We start from the raw sequence: 19,162 nt of genomic DNA, 5'->3' as shown, positions 1-19,162 counted from the left end.
TATACGCATTCTACTGGCTACTATAAACAACTACTACGTTATTTAATTATTATCGCTACAAGGATAAAGCTTAAGTGGACAATGCTAGAGCATAATACCAGTTTCATTAATTAAGTGCTCTATTTTATACGCAGTGAAAATAGTCAAATACAAGGCATTTATTTTCATAACTAGTTGTTCTAATTATAAAATAAATAACGCAGTTGTTGACTGTTTTAGCCAGTAGAAATGATCACATAGTTAGTGAGGTTGGTATAATTGTCCTGAACAACAAGTGATTAAAAACACCATGCTATTAATTGCTTTTTCGACGTATTAAATTGTTAACCTTATTGATGAAACGGGTATCAGATCACACTAGCTGCAACAGGCAAGCACACTAACGCAGTTCATTTATAACGAATTAACGCGAGTTTCAATGACATTGGAATTAATGTCAATAATTATCTAATTTCATAAGAGGATAATTAATACCAATTGAAAAGAAATAAAAAAGTGCCACTTAATATGTAAGTGGCACTTTATAAAGTTAATACGCTTAACTTTATTTTTTCTTTTTAACTGCAGCTTTTTTCTTTGGCGATTTTTTTACAGGTAAAGTTTCTACCCACTTGCCATCTTGATAAGTCGCAGTCCATCCCGTTGCTTTACCTTCAACTTCTGTCATCACATATTGTGATTTATTTTTACGACTATAACGAACTATCGCAGGGTTACCATCAGGATCTTGAACAGGCGCATCAGCTAAATAATAGAATTTCTCTGAAATTCTGTCTCTAAAGTGCTGAAGTTCTGACACTTTAGGTGCACGAGTTTCACGAGAGCGAGGAAAGGTATTCGCCGCCAAAAAGATACCCGCAGCGCCATCTCTTAGCACAAAATAAGCATCAGATTTTTCGCACGCTAATTCAGGTAAATGAACCGGATCCTCCTTAGGTGGAGCCGCTTCACCACTGGCTAATAGCTTACGTGTATTTTTACACTCACTGTTAGTGCAGTCAAAATACTTACCAAAACGTCCATTTTTCAATTCCATATCTGCCTGACAACGGTCACATTCAAGTACAGGACCATCATAGCCTTTAATTTTAAATGTGCCTTTTTCAAGTTCAACACCGTCACATTCAGGATTGTTACCACACACATGTAATTTGCGAGTTTCATCAATCAAGTAACTGTCCATTGCAGTGCCACATTTGTTACAACGTTGCATTGCCCGTAATGCTTCAGTTTCTTGATCATCAGATAAAACACTGACGGCTTCTTCGCCAGGTGTTAAGTTCATTGTTGTGGTACAACGCTCTTTGGGTGGTAATGCATAACCTGAACAACCTAAAAACACCCCAGTAGACGCTGTTCTAATACCCATTTTTCGTCCGCAAGTAGGACAGTCGATATCTGTAACAACAGGTTCGTTGGTTTTCATCCCGCCTTCTTCAACAGGCTGGTCAGCTAATGTAAGCTGTGTAGTAAAGTTTTTATAAAACTGATTTAATACATCTTTCCAGTTAATTTTACCTTCTGCAATTTCGTCAAGCTCTTGCTCCATCTCTGCAGTAAAGTTATAACTCATTAAGTTTTCAAAGCTGCCTGAAAGACTATTGGTAACTATTTCACCCATTTTTTCAGCATAAAAACGTTTCTTCTCCAAACGGACATAACCCCTATCTTGAATAGTTGAAATGATTGAAGCATAAGTTGAAGGGCGTCCAATTGAGCGTTTCTCTAATTCTTTTACCAAAGAAGCTTCACCAAAACGTGCAGGGGGTTTAGTAAAGTGCTGCGAAGGGTTTAACTTAACCAAGGTTAACGGCTCGCCAATCGCTAAATCGGGTAAATGTTTGTCGTTATCATTTTTCGATAACTGCGGATGAACACTCGTCCAACCATCAAACTGCATTACACGTCCTTTTGCTTTAAGATCAAATCCATTAGCAGACACTGTGATTGTAGATACGGTATAGCGTGCAGCTGTCATTTGACAGGCAACAAACTGACGCCAAATTAGATCGTAAAGCTTTTTACAATCTGCTTCCATATCAGTGAGTAAAGCAGCTTCTAATTTAACGTTTGACGGACGTATAGCCTCATGCGCCTCTTGTGCATTAGATTTACTGCCATAAACTTTCGCTTTTTCAGGTAAGTAATTTTCACCGAAGTTTTTACCAATATATTCACGACACATTTCAACCGCATCTTTACTCAAGTTAGTTGAGTCGGTTCGCATATACGTAATATGACCAGCTTCATAAAGTCGTTGTGCTAAGCCCATAGTACGTTTAACACCAAAGCCTAAACGAGTACTCGCCGCTTGCTGTAATGTTGAGGTAATAAACGGTGCAGAGGGTGTACTTTTAGACGGTTTATCCTCTCTATTGCTTACTTTATACGCAGCATCTTTTAATTTCTCTAACGCTTGCTGAGTGTCTTTCTCATTAGTCGGTTTGAAAACTGTACCATTATGATGAGTTACGGCTAATTCAAAAGGCTGTTCAGCTTGTGTCAGTGTGTCAGCATTTACTTCCCAAAACTCTTTAGGATCAAACGCTTTAATTTCATGTTCACGCTCAACAACCAGTTTAACTGCAACAGATTGAACTCGACCTGCAGATAAGCCTCTTGCAACTTTCTTCCATAATAGCGGGCTCACCATAAAGCCAACCACTCTGTCTAAAAAGCGGCGCGCTTGTTGTGCATTTACACCAGGCATATTCAACTCACCTGGCGTTGAAAAAGCCTGTTGTATCGCATTTTCAGTTATTTCATTAAACACAACGCGTTTAAACTTGTCGTCATTGCCGCCTATTATTTCTTTTAAGTGCCAAGCAATCGCTTCTCCCTCGCGATCCAAATCGGTTGCGAGATAAACAGTGTCTGCATTTTCTGCCAGTTTCTGTAATTCAGTAACTACTTTTTCTTTGCCAGGTAATATTTGATATTGAGCTTCCCAGTCTTTCTCAGGATCAATACCCATACGATTAACAAGCGCTAACTTGTCCCGCTTTGCTTTGTATTTAGCTTTAGCCTCAGGCGCCATTTTACGAACTTCTGCAGGGCTTTTAGACGCTACCTTTTTCCCATTACTTGACGTTGGGAGATCGCGCACATGTCCGACACTTGATTTAACAATGAAATCTTTACCAAGATACTTATTAATTGTCTTTGCTTTTGCTGGCGACTCGACGATAACCAGAGATTTTGCCATAAACTTATTTAATTCCTATTGTCTGATTAAAAAATCAGAAACAAATATGTAAATCAATCAACACGGTTTACAAGCGAGCAAATAGTAAACGCTTTGATTAAAACACACACTATATAATGTAAATTTGTAATTACTATTAGATATATCTGTAATTATCTTAGCTTACAAGAAAATTATTTTCATATAAGATTCAATTAATTGTTACATGCTTAATTTTTAGCGTACAAATACCTTCATTTAATATCTAATTTATATTCGCTATAATGCTATTGTTTTCGACACCTTGATAATAGATTTTTATAATCGCTAATAATAAAAATAACTAATAATTAAATAACCTTAGCTCGGGTTAAGAGATAAGTTACTGGTCTGAAATTGCTAGACTTGTGGTTGTAGCAACTCACTAGCTTGATAGTTTTTCTTAATTCAAGGCAAATTCATTAAGAATAGTTATGCTATTGTTTATGTATTTATCACAGAAGTAAGGAAAAATAGCTGCTAAAGAGCTATTTATTATCCCGAGTTGAAGTTAAATAATATAGTCAAGGCGCAGTAATTAATAAATCACGACAAAACACCTCCTTGCATTGGTAGCCTTCTGCCAATCATTGCACTATTAAGAGAGTTACTATGACAACCAACATAACTGAACTATTTTATCAAAAAGTTAGCCAATGCTTGTGCCCGCCCGGCAACGGTGTATTTACGGTTAATACAGCCAAAGAACGTAAAGAAAAGTTACATCAATCACTTTATGGCCAAACTACCGATATAGAAACAGTTTGGTTAAACTCGCTCAAACATTTAAATGAGGGTTCTGCTGCAGTTATTTTAGGTATTGCCTCTGATTGTGGTGGTGGCATATTACGCGGTGCAAACTGGGGACCTTTATTTGTTCGTTCAACACTGTTACAAAACTATCCAAATTTAAACACTTTTGATTTAGGCGATATTCGCGTTATCCCACATTTACTTGCCGACAAGTATCTAAATGATCCAACAATTACTAATTGCCGCCGTGCTTTATATCAAGATGAAAATTCAGCGTATGCAGTAAGTCCACTAACAATCACTGAAGACGTGTTACACGACTTTTATGCTGCCTACCCTAATAAAGGTATTTTCGGTATAGGGGGTGACCATTCAGTTAGTTACCCGCTCACTAAAGCGTATCTACAAGCAAAGAAAAAGCAAGGTAAACGCGCTGCTATCATCCACTTTGATGCTCATACCGATTTATTAGTAGAGCGTTTAGGCATCGATTTATGTTTTGGCTCGTGGTGTACCCATATTTTAGACGACTTACATGAAAACCATCACTTAATACAAGTAGGAATACGCTCAAGCGGCAAGCCTAAAAGCCACTGGGAAGGTACTTTTGGTGTGAAGCAACATTGGGCTCATGAAATAAAAGAAAATGGCGTACAATCAGTTATAGACAATATTCATAGCCAATTAGACGGTGAGAACATTGACGAGCTATACGTTAGCTTTGATATAGATGCATTAGATGAACGTTTTGCTGCAGCAACAGGTACACCTGAGCCTGATGGCTTAAGTCCTGATGAAGCCTTAGCCATTTTAAAGTCGCTAGCTAATAAATACCCTATTACGGGTGCCGACATGATGGAAGTAGCACCTTTTACCGATAGCACAGGTCAAGGCATTAGCGCCGCAGAAAAAACACTGAAAGTAAGTGCACAAATATCAGCATTCTTAATAGAACAAATGAATAAAAACTAAAGTTTGTCACACCTTATACTCTGAATTGAATACATAAAAAAACCGCTAATTTAGCGGTTTTTTATTTGATGCATAATGTTAATAATTACTATTGAATAATAATTGTAATACCACTAAATACAGTTGTCACACCTCCTGGTGTTTCAACTTTTATTTCTAATGGTCCACTCGTTGGCTCAGCCTCGCCTTTAATCGCCACACTAAAAGCTGTACCACCATTACGAGAATCTCCAGGCCAAGTATAACTACTAGAACCAACAACGGAACCTACACTCGCGACAAAAGTAACAACTGTGCCGGCTGGCATAGGCTGGTTATGTAAATCAGCAATAATAATACTGACTGTACCAGTACTTTCTCCAGCTATGTACAAAGTAGTATCATCAGCGTCAAAATCAGCCGAGCTTTGTGCAATAGAGTCATTAGTTGCTGTTACAGTTATATAAGGTGATGTACCAGACATTATAATAACAGCTGAACCACGCACATTTGTTGACACTTTTTCAGACTTCTTAGTAGGGTCCGGTTCGTCATCAGGATTTGCACAGTATTGATTAACGATTGTAGTTCCTGGATTCGTAACGTCATTGAACCCACAAAGAACGCCATTATAAACACTGTCTTGGGTATCAAACACACCATTACTATTAAAGTCTACAAACTCTTCTAACTCCCCTCCTATTTCGGTGCTCACTTCAACAGGGTTGTATAAATAATCCTCATTATGGTCAACAAATGCCTCCTTTAAGTCATAAGGCATACCACTAACATTTAAACCTTTAAACAAAGTGTATTCACTTTCATCAAAACGGCCATTTCCATTTTTATCAGGGAACGACTCTTCTCCGATTGCGGTTGCTAATACTGTCACTCGGCCGCCATACTTTTGTCCAAGATAGTTTTTACCATCAGCTAAAGGTTCTCTGGCACAAAAAATAGCAGGATCGTTATTATCAGCAACTGTACAAAAACTCTGAGTTAAAGTTTTTCCTGTCGGTCGAGGATTCTGACTCGTCCACATCACTGAGCATACGCCATTCTCAGTAGTACATGAAGAACCAATAGAGCCACCTTCCGCGGTAAAGTTAACGGCAGTACCATCAGGAACAGGATTATTAAAAGCATCAGCCATACGCACCGTTACAGGAACCTCTATACCGTCTACGTTCCATGCTTCAGGGTTTGCAACGCCTCTTGATAAACTAAAGCTATCTTGGTCAGGTAAGCCTGTTGAAACAACTAACTGGCTAGATTGTGTAAATACCACACTACCGTCAAGTGCTACTGTAGATGCTATTACACGAATAGTAGTTGGAACTGTTCCTGAATTGACAACTGTTTGCACTAAACCATCAGAATTACTAGTCGCTTTATCTTGGCTTAAACTAATACCGCCGACATCGGTATTCAAAGCAAAGTTAACTACGCGGTTGTTGTATGGGTTTCCATCAGTATCTTTTACTTTAAATACTACTGTAGAACTTTCTGAACCCGATACAATACCAGCGCCTAATATGCCAATATTTTCAGGTAAAGCTGAAACAAATTCAATACTACCAATATCTGCAGGTAGTACATTGATAGAGCCAGACGCTGATAAATTAATACCACCAGCATTAGCTGTAACATTTATAGGATCTTCACCTACGCACCCTTGCGCCAAGTATGTACTGGTAGCAACACCATTTGATGTAGTGATTGGGCTACTTAATTTGGCGACAGATTGTGTAGAGCAACTTGAAGAAAAGTTAACATTTACTGGTTCAGTAAATAAGTTACCTTGATCATCAACAATAGAAACTGAAATTACGCTAGTACCACCAGCAGAAATTTGCTCTAAACTAATATCAGCAACGCCTTTAACAAATGGTTCCCCACTTCCCATTGAGACAGTGGAAGAGCCTACAACAAATATCGCTTTGCCTGACTCACCACTGGCTATTTGCGCCGTTACCTCACCTGCACCTAATGTGTCACCGGCAAAAATATCTACAATAGCTAAATTATTACCATCAGTTATAGCCGAAGGTATTGGAATATTGCCAACAGTGGAGGTGAAATTAACAATTAAAGGTGCATTAATACCCTCAACAGTTGCGATTACACGGCCAGGTTTCGATGCTGTAATGGTATCAGTTGCATTACCATTTTCATCGACTAAGGCAACACTAATATTAACATCACCTCCAATATTTATGTCATCGCCTTGGGTATTAAAACCAAGAGGTGTAGATGAAGTTTCACCTGAACTTAATGAAGCAGATATCTCGCCAGCTCCACGAACACTCCCAGCAGTTAATGTGATTGTAGCAACACCTTTATCATTTGTTAGCGCTGTACCTGAAGCGGGTGAAAATGCTCCTAAATCGGTTGTAAAAGTTACAGCTCGATTTACAACAGCAACAGCTCCTTGCATAACCGTTGCTGTTACATCTACGGGCGAGGCCCCTGTTACGGTAGTATTTGATATAGCTAGAGTAATCGTTATCTCATCAGTTGAACCACCATCAGTTCCCCCTGTACCTGTTCCGGTACCTGGACTTAGGCCACCTTCACCGCCACCACAGCCGATAAAAGACAGTAGTAACATGATAAAACTTAAGCGTCGAAGTAGCGCCATATAAGCATCTCCCTGGTAGTATTATTATTAACTTTTTACTTATCTTAACCGAAAAAAAACCAAAAGGTCACTAACAAATGCAAAAAACCGTGAATCATTAGGTTTTTAATCAACAAAATAGCTGTTAATCTACGCTTCATTACATTCATTCTACATTCTTATAAAAATAATATGACAAATAAAAAACAATTAAGCTTAACCCAACGTATCGTAATTGGCATGGTTGCTGGTATATTGGTAGGTGCAGGTTTACAGTTTTTAATGCCTGATGGCAGTGACTTAATCATTCCTTTAGGCTTGTTCGACTTTTCCATTCGCTCATTCTTTGTTGATGGCATATTTGAAGTTGTAGGCAAAATATTTGTTGCAAGTTTGAAAATGCTTGTTGTACCGCTTGTATTTGTTTCATTAATTTGTGGTACTACCTCTTTAAAAGACACATCGAAATTAGGACGTATTGGCGGCAAAGCAGTTGTATTATATTTACTCACAACCGCTATTGCGATTAGTTTCGCGATGGGGCTCGCTTTCTTAGTTAGCCCTGGCGAAGGTGTTAACATGACAACAAGCACAAGCTTTACCGGTAAGGAAGCACCTTCTTTAGCGCAAGTGTTTATTCAAATGTTCCCAAGTAACCCTTTCGCTGCTTTCGCTCAAGGTAATATGTTGCAAGTTATCGTTTTTGCACTGCTCTTTGGTATTGCTATTGCGTTGTCTGGTAAAGCCGGAGATCGTATTGCAAGCCTCTTCGAAGACCTTAATGAAGTAGTTATGCGCCTAGTAGGCATTTTAATGAATATCGCCCCTTATGGCGTTTTTTGTTTACTCGCTAAGCTTTTTACAGACTTATCATTAAGCGCTTTTGGTAATTTAATCAGTTATTTCTTTGTGGTATTTTTTGCGCTAATTATTCACGGCACTGTCACTTACTCAGTAATGTTAAAGTTGCTCAGCGGTTTAAGCCCTTTTACTTTTCTTAAGAAAATGCGTGACGCTGTGCTGTTTGCCTTTTCAACTTCAAGTAGTAACGCCACAATTCCTATTACCATGGAAACAGTAACCAAAAAGATGGGGGCTAAAAACTCTATCGCTTCTTTTACCGTTCCATTAGGCGCAACAATAAACATGGACGGCACAGCCATTATGCAAGGAGTTGCAACGGTATTTATAGCCCAAGTATTTAACGTGGATCTTAGTCTTACAGACTTTTTAATGGTGATTTTAACTGCGACACTCGCATCTATTGGTACCGCTGGAGTACCAGGAGTTGGATTAATTATGCTCGCAATGGTGCTTGATCAGGTTGGACTACCCGTAGAAGGCATTGGCTTGATAATTGGTGTTGACCGTTTATTAGATATGACCAGAACAGCGGTTAATGTTACTGGCGATAGTATGGTAACGCTCATTGTGAGTAAATCAGAAAATCAATTTGACCACGAGGTATTCGATAACCCAAATGCGGGACAAAAAATTGAAGAAATAGATTTTCACAATTTAGATAAGAACAGTAATTAAGCATTAAATATAGGGCCTAGAATGCTAGGCCCTAACTACTTTTAACTTGGGAATATACGGTTATTTTGCCAAATTTTACTTATAAAGCTTTCAGCTGACATAGAAGCTGCTTTTGAAAATTTTTCTGCTAATCCTTTCTTTACTGAATACTTAACTTCAACCACTTGATTAACCTTGCTTGCTTTATGTAAGTAATCATCGCTCGTCATTATCTCATCAACCAAGCCTACTTCCTTCGCTTTTGTTCCAAACCAGGTTTCACCTGTAGCAACCTTAGTAATATCTAAGCTTGGACGGTGCTCGGAAACAAAGTCTTTAAATAATTGATGTGTATCTTCAATTTCTTGAGAGAATTTCTCACGGCCTTTATCTGTGTTTTCACCAAACATAGTTAACGTACGTTTAAATTCCCCTGCGGTAATTTGTTCAAATTCAATATCATTTTTCTTCAATATTTTATTGAAATTTGGCACTTGTGCAATTACTCCAATAGAGCCAAGAATAGCAAATGGTGCAGACACAATTTTATTTGCAACACAAGCCATCATATAACCACCACTTGCCGCAACCTTATCAACCGCCACAGTTAATGGTATATTAGCTTGTCTAACGCGATCTAACTGAGATGAAGCCAAGCCATAACCATGTACCATACCGCCACCTGTTTCAAGGCGTACAAAGACTTCGTCCTCCTTTTTAGCAACCATTAATATTGCACTTATCTCTTCACGTAAAGAGGTGACCTCTTTCGCATCAATACTCCCCTTAAAGTCAACAACAAAAGTTCGAGGTTGCTGAGCTGTGTCAGACTTTACTGCTGCTTTATCAGCTTTAGCTTTTTCTTTTGCCGCTTTTTTATCGCGTTTTTCTTTTTCTTTTAGTTGCTCTTTTGTAAAAAGGTGGCTGATAACCTCCTCTTCTACTTCTTTGTAGTGCTCGGATAAGTCAGTAATTTCTAATTGACCTTTTTTATCCCCTTGCTTAATTGCGGACGATGCAATTATTGCGATTATCACTGCTAGAGCGACAACAAATGTGATTGCTTTGGCTAGAAACAAGCCATACTCATACAAAAATTCCAATACCTTTCTCCTGTAAATCACACGCTGATTAAGTTTTCGTGCTTTATATTCATTTATATAATGAAGTTAATTAATCAAATTCTATTTTTTGATATGGGGATTAATTTATTAAACTAAAGTTATTATTTATTTTACTATCGGCTAAAAAATAAAAAAGCCCTCAATAAAGAGGGCTTATAACATTTTATTAATGAGTTGCGATTACTGCACTACAGAGTCATCAGTAACAACAATAGCTTTCCCATTTGAACCAAAGAAGCTAACAACTTGTGATTGCATTTCTTGCGTTGCTTTTGCACTCATTGCTGCATCTGGCGATGCACTATTAGGTGCAGGTGTTAAGATTGAACCATGATGACCTGCAGTAAACCTAACTGCGCCTGATACACCATCGGCATCTTGTACAGTAGTTGAAATAGCAGGTAAGCCTAATAATGCAATTGCCCCTTCAGTACCACCAAAAGGTGCTGTTGAAACAGTATTAGGAATAACTTGGTCTGATAAATTATCAGCGCCGTTGCCCACAACTTCTATAACATGCGTTGGTGTTTGTGTTGCTGCAAGTGCCGCTAAATAATTAACCGGGTCGCCTGCATCTGTTACCGTTTGTGCTGCAAAAGCAAATTGTTGGAATATACCGTTAAGACCTGCTTGCTGATCAGGAGTTAAGCTAGCATAAAACCCTTTATACGTTGCAACTAACTCAGCCTCACTTGCTCCTGAAGGGTAAGAAGTGTCAACATACGCTTTAAAGTCGGCAGATTGTGCATACGTTAAATTCGCTTTAATTACATCACCAAACGCACCAGACTCCATTAAGAAGTTAGCTACCATAACACCCGGCATTGCTAATGAATTACTTTTCACGTTAAACATAGGATCAATAGCTGGGTTTAAGGATGTATTCGCTATTGCCATAAAGCTCATGCCTGTAATTGCACCTAATGAATGTCCTAAAAAGTGAACGTTAGATGAATCAACATTAATTGGGTTGCCATTGATATCGCTACCCATTAAGAAGTTCAAACCAAAACGTAACCCCACCATGTCTGACACACTTTGACGCAGGTTATCACGTGTAGTTAATAAGCTTCCTAAGTTCATATAGTGAATAGCTGAAACCGTTGAAGCATTAATCTCATCACCAGGGTTAGTAGGGTCTAAATCAAAACCACGACCACCTAACTCAGGCTCACCATGCAAAGGATGGTTAATAGCAACTGTTGCCATACCGTAAAGCGATAAAACCCCCGTTAAAGGAAGCATATCTTCTTTTTTAGAGGTAATGCCATGCTGTAACATAACAACTGGCCAACCATTTTCAGGCTCAGTAATTGAAGGTAAGCCCATAGAGCCTCTTACACCATTAACGACAGCTAAATCAGGCGTTGTTACCTGTACAGCAATTGGCATCATAGCGTTAGGTTTAGCTACTGGGCTAAACTTAGTTAAATGACGCTCAGTGTCTATACCTAAATCACGTAAACCTGGTGCTGGCAAGCCATTTGCTTGTGAAATAGCCATACACTTAGCGTCAGTTTCACTAATAGGAGCGGCTGGAATAGCTGCAGGATTTTGAGCCGCTAAACCTGCTAACATAGCACCAGAATCACATAAGCTTTTCCACCATTGGTTTACTGGCGCTAATGGGTTACTTGCACTCGGTACACCAAGATAATATGGCAAAGTAATCGAGCCTTGCATATAGTTTGCCGCAGAAAATAACGGAACTAATGAAGGAGGAATTTTACCTGCTAAAATATCAGCAACTGAAGCACCAGTATCTGAAACCGCAATACTTGGAAAAACACCCTGTTGTACATTAGCGGCCATTAACGCTTTATTAGTAAATAAAACATCTGTCGTTGACTGAGTTGTTACAGCAAATGTATAAATAATTGATTCTTTATCTACACCTGAGCCAGACACAGCATTTTCAAAGCTATTAATAATTGCTTGTAAACCCAACTGCGCTGCACTACCTAAAGGTTTAGTACTTATATCTTGTCGGACTAATTCATAAGTAGAAGAACCTGCAACTGCTTGCCCTGTGCTATCTTGCAAACTATTTGTTAACGCAACTAAGTAAGTTGTTTTGCCTTTCAATGGTTTAAGTGGCACAACTGCAATGCTATTACCTGACTTTTGCGTAATAAAGTCTTGTGTGTAGGTAAGTTCACGAACAATTTTACATGCAAAACCACGTTCAACCGAAGCACAATCAGTGTCAGAAGAGTCCCCACCCATTATGGCTTCGAAAATTCGTACCGAATCAGAATTAAACACCGAGTTGCCGTCAAGAGTGCGGCCGGCAGGAAATTCTATATCCAAAACAAAAGGGTTTACCGTCGACCAGCCATCTAACGCACTTAAGGCTACGTATGGGTCTGACTCATCAGTTGGATCATCCACAGGTAAATTAAGCGTACCATCAGTTGTTCCTTGAAACAGTAGGTCATTAGGTACTGATAGCTTTCCTGCCGTTGGGTCAAATACCACTCTTGCAGAAGGTGTTACAGCAGGCTCTCCTGCTGCAACCTTGTCATTTACATCTTTTATTGTTTCGTTTTCACATGCAGTTAATCCTAAGCTGCTTGCAATAACCAAACTAAGCACTAGCTTTTTCATCATATCTCCCCATAGACGTGTCTGTTGTTCATATACTCTTATTTGTCTCGCATTGACTCTAATTATTAATAATTCGCGATACAGTCAAACAAGTTGGACCAGTCAAACTTAACCCAAGCACATTAATTTCGCCACTCTTTTTTACACTAAAGTAGCTTTTTTCTTAACAATAGTAACTTTTACTCGTTTCTCTTGCTGAGTCAGCGTAAAATTAACTTACGTTATTACAACCTTAACTATATTATGTTTGATTATTCTATTTCTACAAACTGCTTAGCTCAAAAAATTATTTTAGTCACCGGTGCGGGTGATGGAATTGGACGTACAGCTGCATTAACCTATGCAAAATTAGGCGCTACTGTTATTTTATTAGGTAAAACAGTCAAAAAGTTAGAAGCTGTTTATGATGAGATTATTGCTCAAGGTAGTGCAGAACCAGCCATTATTCCGCTTGATTTAAAAGGCGCAACCAAACAACACTATCTTGATATGTCTGCCACAATTGTTGAACAATTTGGCAAGCTTGACGGCGCCTTACTAAATGCCTCTATGCTTGGAGACTTAACACCTTTCACCCAAATAAATGAAAAAACGTGGGATGATGTAATGCAAGTTAATAGCACATCTCAGTTTTTAATGACGCAAGCGCTAATCCCTGCTCTATTAAAGTCAGAGATTGCCTCATTAGTATTTACTACATCAACAGTTGGTCATCAAGGGCGTGCTTTTTGGGGGGCGTATAGCGTATCTAAATTTGCAATTGAAGGAATGATGCAAGTTATTGCTGATGAATATGAAAACTCTTCGCTGCGAACCAATGCGATAAACCCTGGTGCTACTCGCACTAAAATGCGTGCAAGTGCATACCCAGCGGAAGATCAAGAAAAACTAGCTACAACAGAGCAAATTATGCCGCTTTATGTTTACTTAATGGCTGAAGATAGTAAGTCAGTTAATGGTAAAGTACTAAACGCTCAGTAATACTCAACTGCGTAGAACGCTTTTATAATCGAAAATATAAACAAAAAACGCCGACAATTGCCGGCGTTCTCAATTTATTTAACCTGAGTTCGGGATAATGGATGTGCATAAAAACATTTAAAATAATCGTTTACAGTGCTTTAGGTGACTTTTTATAAGTACTAGGTGCAATGGTGTACTTAGCTTATCCCGAACTCAGGTTATTTAACTCTGTTATTATGCACTGTTATTTAACGTAATTCTCTACGAAGTATTTTACCAACATTAGTTTTAGGTAACTCGTCGCGAAACTCAATAAATTTAGGTACTTTATAATTAGTTAACCCCGCCTTACAATGTGCAATTATCTCTTTTTTGCTAGGCTTAGGATCTTTCACAACCACAAACAATTTAACGGCTTCGCCACTTGCTTCATGAGGTACGCCAATAGCGGCTGCCTCAATGATTGATGGATGACTCACTGCAATTTCTTCAATCTCATTCGGGAATACATTAAAGCCTGAAACTATGATCATATCTTTCTTACGATCAACAATTTTAAAGAAGCCATTTTCGTCCATCACAGCAATGTCGCCAGTAGACAACCAGCCATCTTTCAAGACTTCGTCTGTGGCATCTTGGCGGTTATAATAACCAGCCATAACTTGCGGGCCTTTAACTAACATTTCCCCTGACTCGCCTTGTGCTACATCATTACCATCTTCATCAACGATACGTATATCAGTTGATGACGCAGGTAAACCAATGCTGCCACTATAATGCTGCTGATTATAAGGACATAAAGTGACTAATGGCGCACACTCGGTTAAACCATACCCTTCAAGTAAGCGCGTTTTTGTTACTTGCTCCCACTTTTCGGCAACAGGTCGTTGAACGGCCATACCACCGCCGAGTGAAACTTTTAAGTTGCTAAAATCTAGTGCATCAAATCCTGGGGTATTTAATAAACCATTAAACAGTGTATTAACTCCCGTTATTGCAGTAAATTTGTAGGCAGATAACTCTTTCACAAAACCTGGCATATCTCGGGGGTTAGTAATTAATAAGTTAGTGCCGCCTAAAGTAACAAATGTTAAGCAATTAGCCGTTAATGCGAAGATATGATAAAGCGGTAGTGCAGTAACTACGAGTTCTTTACCTTCTTCAAGTTGTGGCTTTATGGCCGCTTTAGCTTGCTCTAAGTTAGCCACCATATTTCGGTGTGTTAGCATAGCACCTTTAGATACACCTGTTGTTCCACCTGTGTATTGTAAAAAAGCAAGATCGCTCCCCGTTAAAGCAACTGGCGTGTAAGGTAAATTAGCCCCCTTGCTAATCACTTGATTAAAGTTAACCGTATTGGCAAGCGTAAATTTCGGTACCATTTTCTTGATGTACTTTATTACAAAGTTAACCAACTGTGCCTTAGGAAAGCCGAGTCTGTCACCCAACGAGGTTAAAATAACTTTTTCAATTGGTGTTTTATCAACTACCTCAGCTAACGTATGAGCAAAGTTTTCCACAATCATCATCGCTTTTGCGCCGGAGTCTTTTAACTGATGTTCTAATTCGCGAGCTGTATACAATGGGTTTACGTTAACAACAGTCAGCCCAGCTAAAAGTGCGCCAAATAATGCAATAGGGTATTGCAAACAATTAGGTACCATAATGGCAAACTTATCACCTTTTACTAACCCTAAATCATTTTGTAAATATGCCGCAAATGCAGTAGCTTGTTGCTCTAACTCGGTGTATGTTATTTCAGCACCCATATTAATAAACGCCGCTCGGTCAGCATAAATGCCCACGTATTTATGGAACATTTCCACTAGAGAAGAATATTTATCAGGATCTATCTCAAAAGGAACTCCTGGGGGATAGCTTTTTTCCAACCAAATTTTTTGCACTTCTCTCTCCTCTAATTTCAACCGAATTTTAGCTGTTATTAATATTCTTTTTGATGCGGCTAAAATTTAAAACACTCGTTTGAATTTCGTTTTACTTGAATACTGGTCTAATGTCTACACTTTTACTTTAAAAAATGCGCTATTGCTTAATTATTACACGAATTCTGATTAATGAAAGCTGAAATTTCTTCAGCTACCCTCTTCGGGCCTTCCATATGAAGGTGATGTCCTCCAGGAAGCTTTTTCATGACAATAGATTTAAACAAAGGACCAAAAAACGTTATTCCTTCACTTACCATGTCTAAACCTTTATCACCATAAATAAGTAAAACAGGTCTACTAATATCACTAATAAATTGTTTTGCTTGGGCTAGTGTTAGGCGATAAGGTGAAGTCATTCGCAAGCGGCTGTCAGAGCTCCAAACAAAACCATCACTTTGCTTAACTATACCTCGTTTAACAATTAATTCAGCATTTTCAACACTTAAATCTGATACTGCTACTCTAGCTTTTACCGCTGAAGAAAGCTCTGTATGTATTGCCTTTTTTTTAGCTGCATTTGCAAGTCGACTCAGCATACCTTGGCGTAATTGCTGTGTGGTTTCTTGCTCTGTAGCACTAATAAAACCTATAGAATCTACCAAGGTTAATGTGTTGACTCTCTCTGGAAATGCTGCAGTAAAGGCTGAAGCAATCATTCCTCCCATTGAGTGTCCAACAATATCAAGGCATTGCCATTGATTTAATTCAAATAACGCTAATAAATCATAAATATAATCAATAAAGTGATAATGCGCGTCTTGGCTTCTATGTGATGAAAAGCCATGTCCTGGCCAATCTATGGCTATTACACGCTTATCTTTTAAATAAGGCGCTAAGGGTAAAAAACTAGCGGCATTATCCAGCCAACCATGTAAACAAAGAATAATATCGTCATTTTCATCACCCCAAGCCATACCTCTAAGCGTTATTTCACCTAAATTAAAACTAACTTCTTCTTGTATCATGCGGTATGCGCCTAGTTAGAAAACAACTTACTTTTTATTGGTATTACTGGGTTGTTTTTGTTGAGCATGGCTTCTTTTTATAACAATGGGGCGTTGATAATACGTGTACGGATAAAATGGTTGGCCGTACATTGTTGAACCCCAATGACCGCTATGTGTAAGATTTACATCCACTTTTTCAATATTTTTCCATAAATGAACATTTGATGCTTTAATAATGGGAAACAAATACTCATGCTCGCCTATTTTTCCTTGCTCTGGGGCACTAATAGTACCTAGTGCAGTGATACTTCTACCAACTTTATAAATAACAGGATCAAGCAAGCCGTTATAATACACACGAAAACGTCCTAGCGTTTCATCTTTAGGCTTTGGACGAGCTGACGACGTCAAAGGAAAATTAACAATTTCTAGCATTGAGTTATCAGCATTATTAGTAACCTTAGCAATTACACCACCCCAACGTGCGCTATTGCCTATGTTTGCTTCTTGCTCTGCTTTGGCAGACTCAAAAGGAATTAAGCGGGTTGTATCTGCAACTGAAAGTTTTTCTGGGATATTGCTACAAGCTCCCAAGGTTGTGATCAACATTATACTTATCAATATATTAAACTTCATTTAAACACCTTTATTTTAATGCGATTTAGAAAGCTCACTATTCTTTTGTGCCTTTGCTAGCAATACTATGCCACTAATAGTGATAACACACCAACAGATTACCCAAAACATTTCAGGTATACCCGTTTGCTGTGCTAAAGCACTACCATCACCTATATTACGTCCGTCAATTAAATACCAAGGACTTTTAATACTATTTAATAGCACCATAACCCCAGTAACTTGCAAGCTCAACTTCAAATAAAAAGATCGGCCATATCTTAATTTAACAACAACTAAAGACAAGAGTAGTAAAATAATACCAATGGTTAATATATCTCTACTCCAAAGTAGCAAAGTAACAATGAATAATAGTATAAGTATCAGTGCGAATATTTGTGCAAGTCGGTGGTGAAGCCCTGCCATAAGGTAATAAATAACACCCCATATCGCCGCGCCAGCATAGCCAAAAAAGCTAATAAAAAATGTACTACCACCCAATGTTGTACATAAACCGGCACCGTTAGCAAATAGCTGAATTCGTACAATTTCGCCGCCGGTAGCTAACGCAGCAATTCCATGACTTACTTCATGAAAATAACTTTCTAGCCATTTAAACGGTATTGAAATAATAGGTATTTGCATCAATATCACTGCGGCAAGAACCACAAAATAAAAGTAATATCGAATAAATATAGAATTAGATGATGTTATTTTTTCGCTCATTATACGAACAAGTCGACGCCAAAGGTTTGTTGAATAGACTCTCTTTGTGCAATGTTTTCGACTGAGCGATAGCTATTTACAGCAAATTGATTTTGTTGAGAAGGTCTGTCATAACCATTTTTCTCAGAAACCACTTTATTCACATCGCTTGTACGCTCTTGATTAAATTGTGCTACTCGTGCCAACGCTTGTTTATCAATATCAAGTCGAGACCCTTGATTTTTCTCGTTATCTTGCTCTTTAGCACGAGCTTGATCACGTTGATTATTAATCAACGTTTTGCTCTGTGTTTGCTCTACTTTCCCTGTTATTTTCGACAACAATAACGGGTTAGTATTTGAATTATTAATTTGCATAAGTATCAATTTATCAAATATTGGCAAAATAACAAACTTTCTGCGAAAAATAGTTTAGTTACTACTTCAACCACTGCTTGGTTGTTTAACTTAACCACCTATTTAACGCCCTGGTAATTTTTTCCAAGAGACTGTATCTCGTACATAAACAGGCTGTGCAAATTCAGCAGAAACAGCTAAGCCATTTTTAAAATCTTCCATGCCTATAGTTAACATTGATCGTGCATCAGGATAAAGAATTTCAGGACTGCCCGCATTAGTTTTATACACTGACAATTCTTGATATGCGTCCCAGCCAGTTCCTACACCATAAACAGGCGCGGCTAACGTAACTTCAGCACTAGAATAATGTTCTACCACTTTTATCGGCGGCAATACTGCTTCTGGAATTTTTTCTTCCATAATCCCTTGAGCATTAACAGAAAAGTAGCCGGTATAAACCTCTGACATTCGAGCATCTATTGCAGCAATTACATTTGTTTGTTGAAACTGCTCATAAGCTTGCTGCGCCATCGCTCTTAAGGTAGACACGCCAACCACGTTTAATTGGGCTGAAAAAGCCAAACCTTGCACTACACCAATGCCAATGCGCACTCCGGTAAAACTGCCTGGTCCTCGGCCAAAAATCAAGCCATCGAGTTCGGCTAAGGTACACCCTGCTTTAGTTAATATACTGTCGATCATTGGCAACAACACAGTAGAGTGTGATTGAGGACACAACTCAAATTGATGATAAATATTGCCGTTAAAGTTTAATGCCACTGAACATGCTTCAGTTGACGCATCTATTGCCAAATAGTTCAAATGCTTTCT

13 protein-coding genes are annotated in these 19,162 nt (G+C 38.4%); 3 read left to right on the top strand and 10 right to left on the bottom strand.

Annotation, left to right across the window (positions count from 1 at the left end):
• Window positions 1-544 precede the first annotated feature (544 nt).
• Window positions 545-3,205: a type I DNA topoisomerase gene (topA, locus tag QUD79_RS06555; RefSeq protein ID WP_184424430.1), complete on the bottom strand. Its 2,661-nt coding sequence runs from the start codon at window positions 3,203-3,205 to the stop codon at window positions 545-547.
• Between the two features lie 630 nt (window positions 3,206-3,835).
• Here topA and QUD79_RS06550 point away from each other — a divergent pair.
• Window positions 3,836-4,948 (top strand): arginase family protein, encoded by a 1,113-nt coding sequence (locus tag QUD79_RS06550; RefSeq protein ID WP_184424431.1) that lies wholly within the window; start codon window positions 3,836-3,838, stop codon window positions 4,946-4,948.
• Between the two features lie 88 nt (window positions 4,949-5,036).
• Here the strand turns inward: QUD79_RS06550 and QUD79_RS06545 are convergent, their stop codons facing one another.
• Window positions 5,037-7,568, bottom strand: coding sequence for an Ig-like domain-containing protein (locus QUD79_RS06545; RefSeq protein WP_184424432.1), 2,532 nt, complete (start codon window positions 7,566-7,568; stop codon window positions 5,037-5,039).
• A gap of 171 nt (window positions 7,569-7,739) precedes the next feature.
• On the opposite strand from QUD79_RS06545, the gene QUD79_RS06540 reads away from it, so the two are divergent.
• The gene (locus QUD79_RS06540; protein ID WP_184424433.1) at window positions 7,740-9,086 is read left to right on the top strand and encodes a dicarboxylate/amino acid:cation symporter; all 1,347 of its coding nucleotides are present in this window, start codon (window positions 7,740-7,742) and stop codon (window positions 9,084-9,086) included.
• Between the two features lie 41 nt (window positions 9,087-9,127).
• Here the strand turns inward: QUD79_RS06540 and sohB are convergent, their stop codons facing one another.
• Window positions 9,128-10,168, bottom strand: a complete 1,041-nt coding sequence (sohB, locus tag QUD79_RS06535) for a protease SohB (RefSeq protein WP_184424434.1) — start codon at window positions 10,166-10,168, stop codon at window positions 9,128-9,130.
• 201 nt (window positions 10,169-10,369) lie between these two features.
• A complete protein-coding gene (locus tag QUD79_RS06530; RefSeq protein ID WP_246454957.1) occupies window positions 10,370-12,799 on the bottom strand; it encodes a VolA/Pla-1 family phospholipase in 2,430 nt (809 codons plus the stop codon).
• 240 nt (window positions 12,800-13,039) lie between these two features.
• Between QUD79_RS06530 and QUD79_RS06525 the strand changes: the two genes are divergently transcribed.
• Entirely contained in the window at window positions 13,040-13,777 is a 738-nt protein-coding gene (locus QUD79_RS06525) for a YciK family oxidoreductase (RefSeq protein WP_184424435.1), read from the top strand.
• 230 nt (window positions 13,778-14,007) lie between these two features.
• Here the strand turns inward: QUD79_RS06525 and fadD are convergent, their stop codons facing one another.
• From fadD to tsaB, 6 genes are all read right to left on the bottom strand, one after another.
• Window positions 14,008-15,663: a long-chain-fatty-acid--CoA ligase FadD gene (gene fadD, locus QUD79_RS06520; RefSeq protein ID WP_184424436.1), complete on the bottom strand. Its 1,656-nt coding sequence runs from the start codon at window positions 15,661-15,663 to the stop codon at window positions 14,008-14,010.
• Between the two features lie 146 nt (window positions 15,664-15,809).
• Window positions 15,810-16,670, bottom strand: a complete 861-nt coding sequence (locus tag QUD79_RS06515) for an alpha/beta fold hydrolase (RefSeq protein WP_184424437.1) — start codon at window positions 16,668-16,670, stop codon at window positions 15,810-15,812.
• Window positions 16,671-16,697: 27 nt separating this feature from the next.
• Window positions 16,698-17,288: a Slp family lipoprotein gene (locus QUD79_RS06510; RefSeq protein ID WP_184424438.1), complete on the bottom strand. Its 591-nt coding sequence runs from the start codon at window positions 17,286-17,288 to the stop codon at window positions 16,698-16,700.
• A 15-nt stretch (window positions 17,289-17,303) separates the two neighbouring features.
• A complete protein-coding gene (locus QUD79_RS06505) occupies window positions 17,304-17,993 on the bottom strand; it encodes a M50 family metallopeptidase (RefSeq protein WP_184424439.1) in 690 nt (229 codons plus the stop codon).
• Complete coding sequence (locus QUD79_RS06500; RefSeq protein WP_184424440.1) at window positions 17,993-18,349, bottom strand: hypothetical protein; 357 nt, start codon at window positions 18,347-18,349, stop codon at window positions 17,993-17,995. The genes QUD79_RS06505 and QUD79_RS06500 overlap by 1 nt, the downstream gene beginning before the upstream one ends.
• 102 nt (window positions 18,350-18,451) lie before the next feature.
• A complete protein-coding gene (tsaB, locus tag QUD79_RS06495) occupies window positions 18,452-19,153 on the bottom strand; it encodes a tRNA (adenosine(37)-N6)-threonylcarbamoyltransferase complex dimerization subunit type 1 TsaB (RefSeq protein ID WP_184424441.1) in 702 nt (233 codons plus the stop codon).
• Between the last annotated feature and the right edge of the window lie 9 nt (window positions 19,154-19,162).

This window comes from Thalassotalea piscium, assembly GCF_030295935.1.
Classification (GTDB): Bacteria; Pseudomonadota; Gammaproteobacteria; order Enterobacterales; family Alteromonadaceae; genus Thalassotalea_B; species Thalassotalea_B piscium.
Note: the sequence above shows the minus strand (reverse complement) of the source record. Positions and strands in the feature narration are given on the sequence as shown.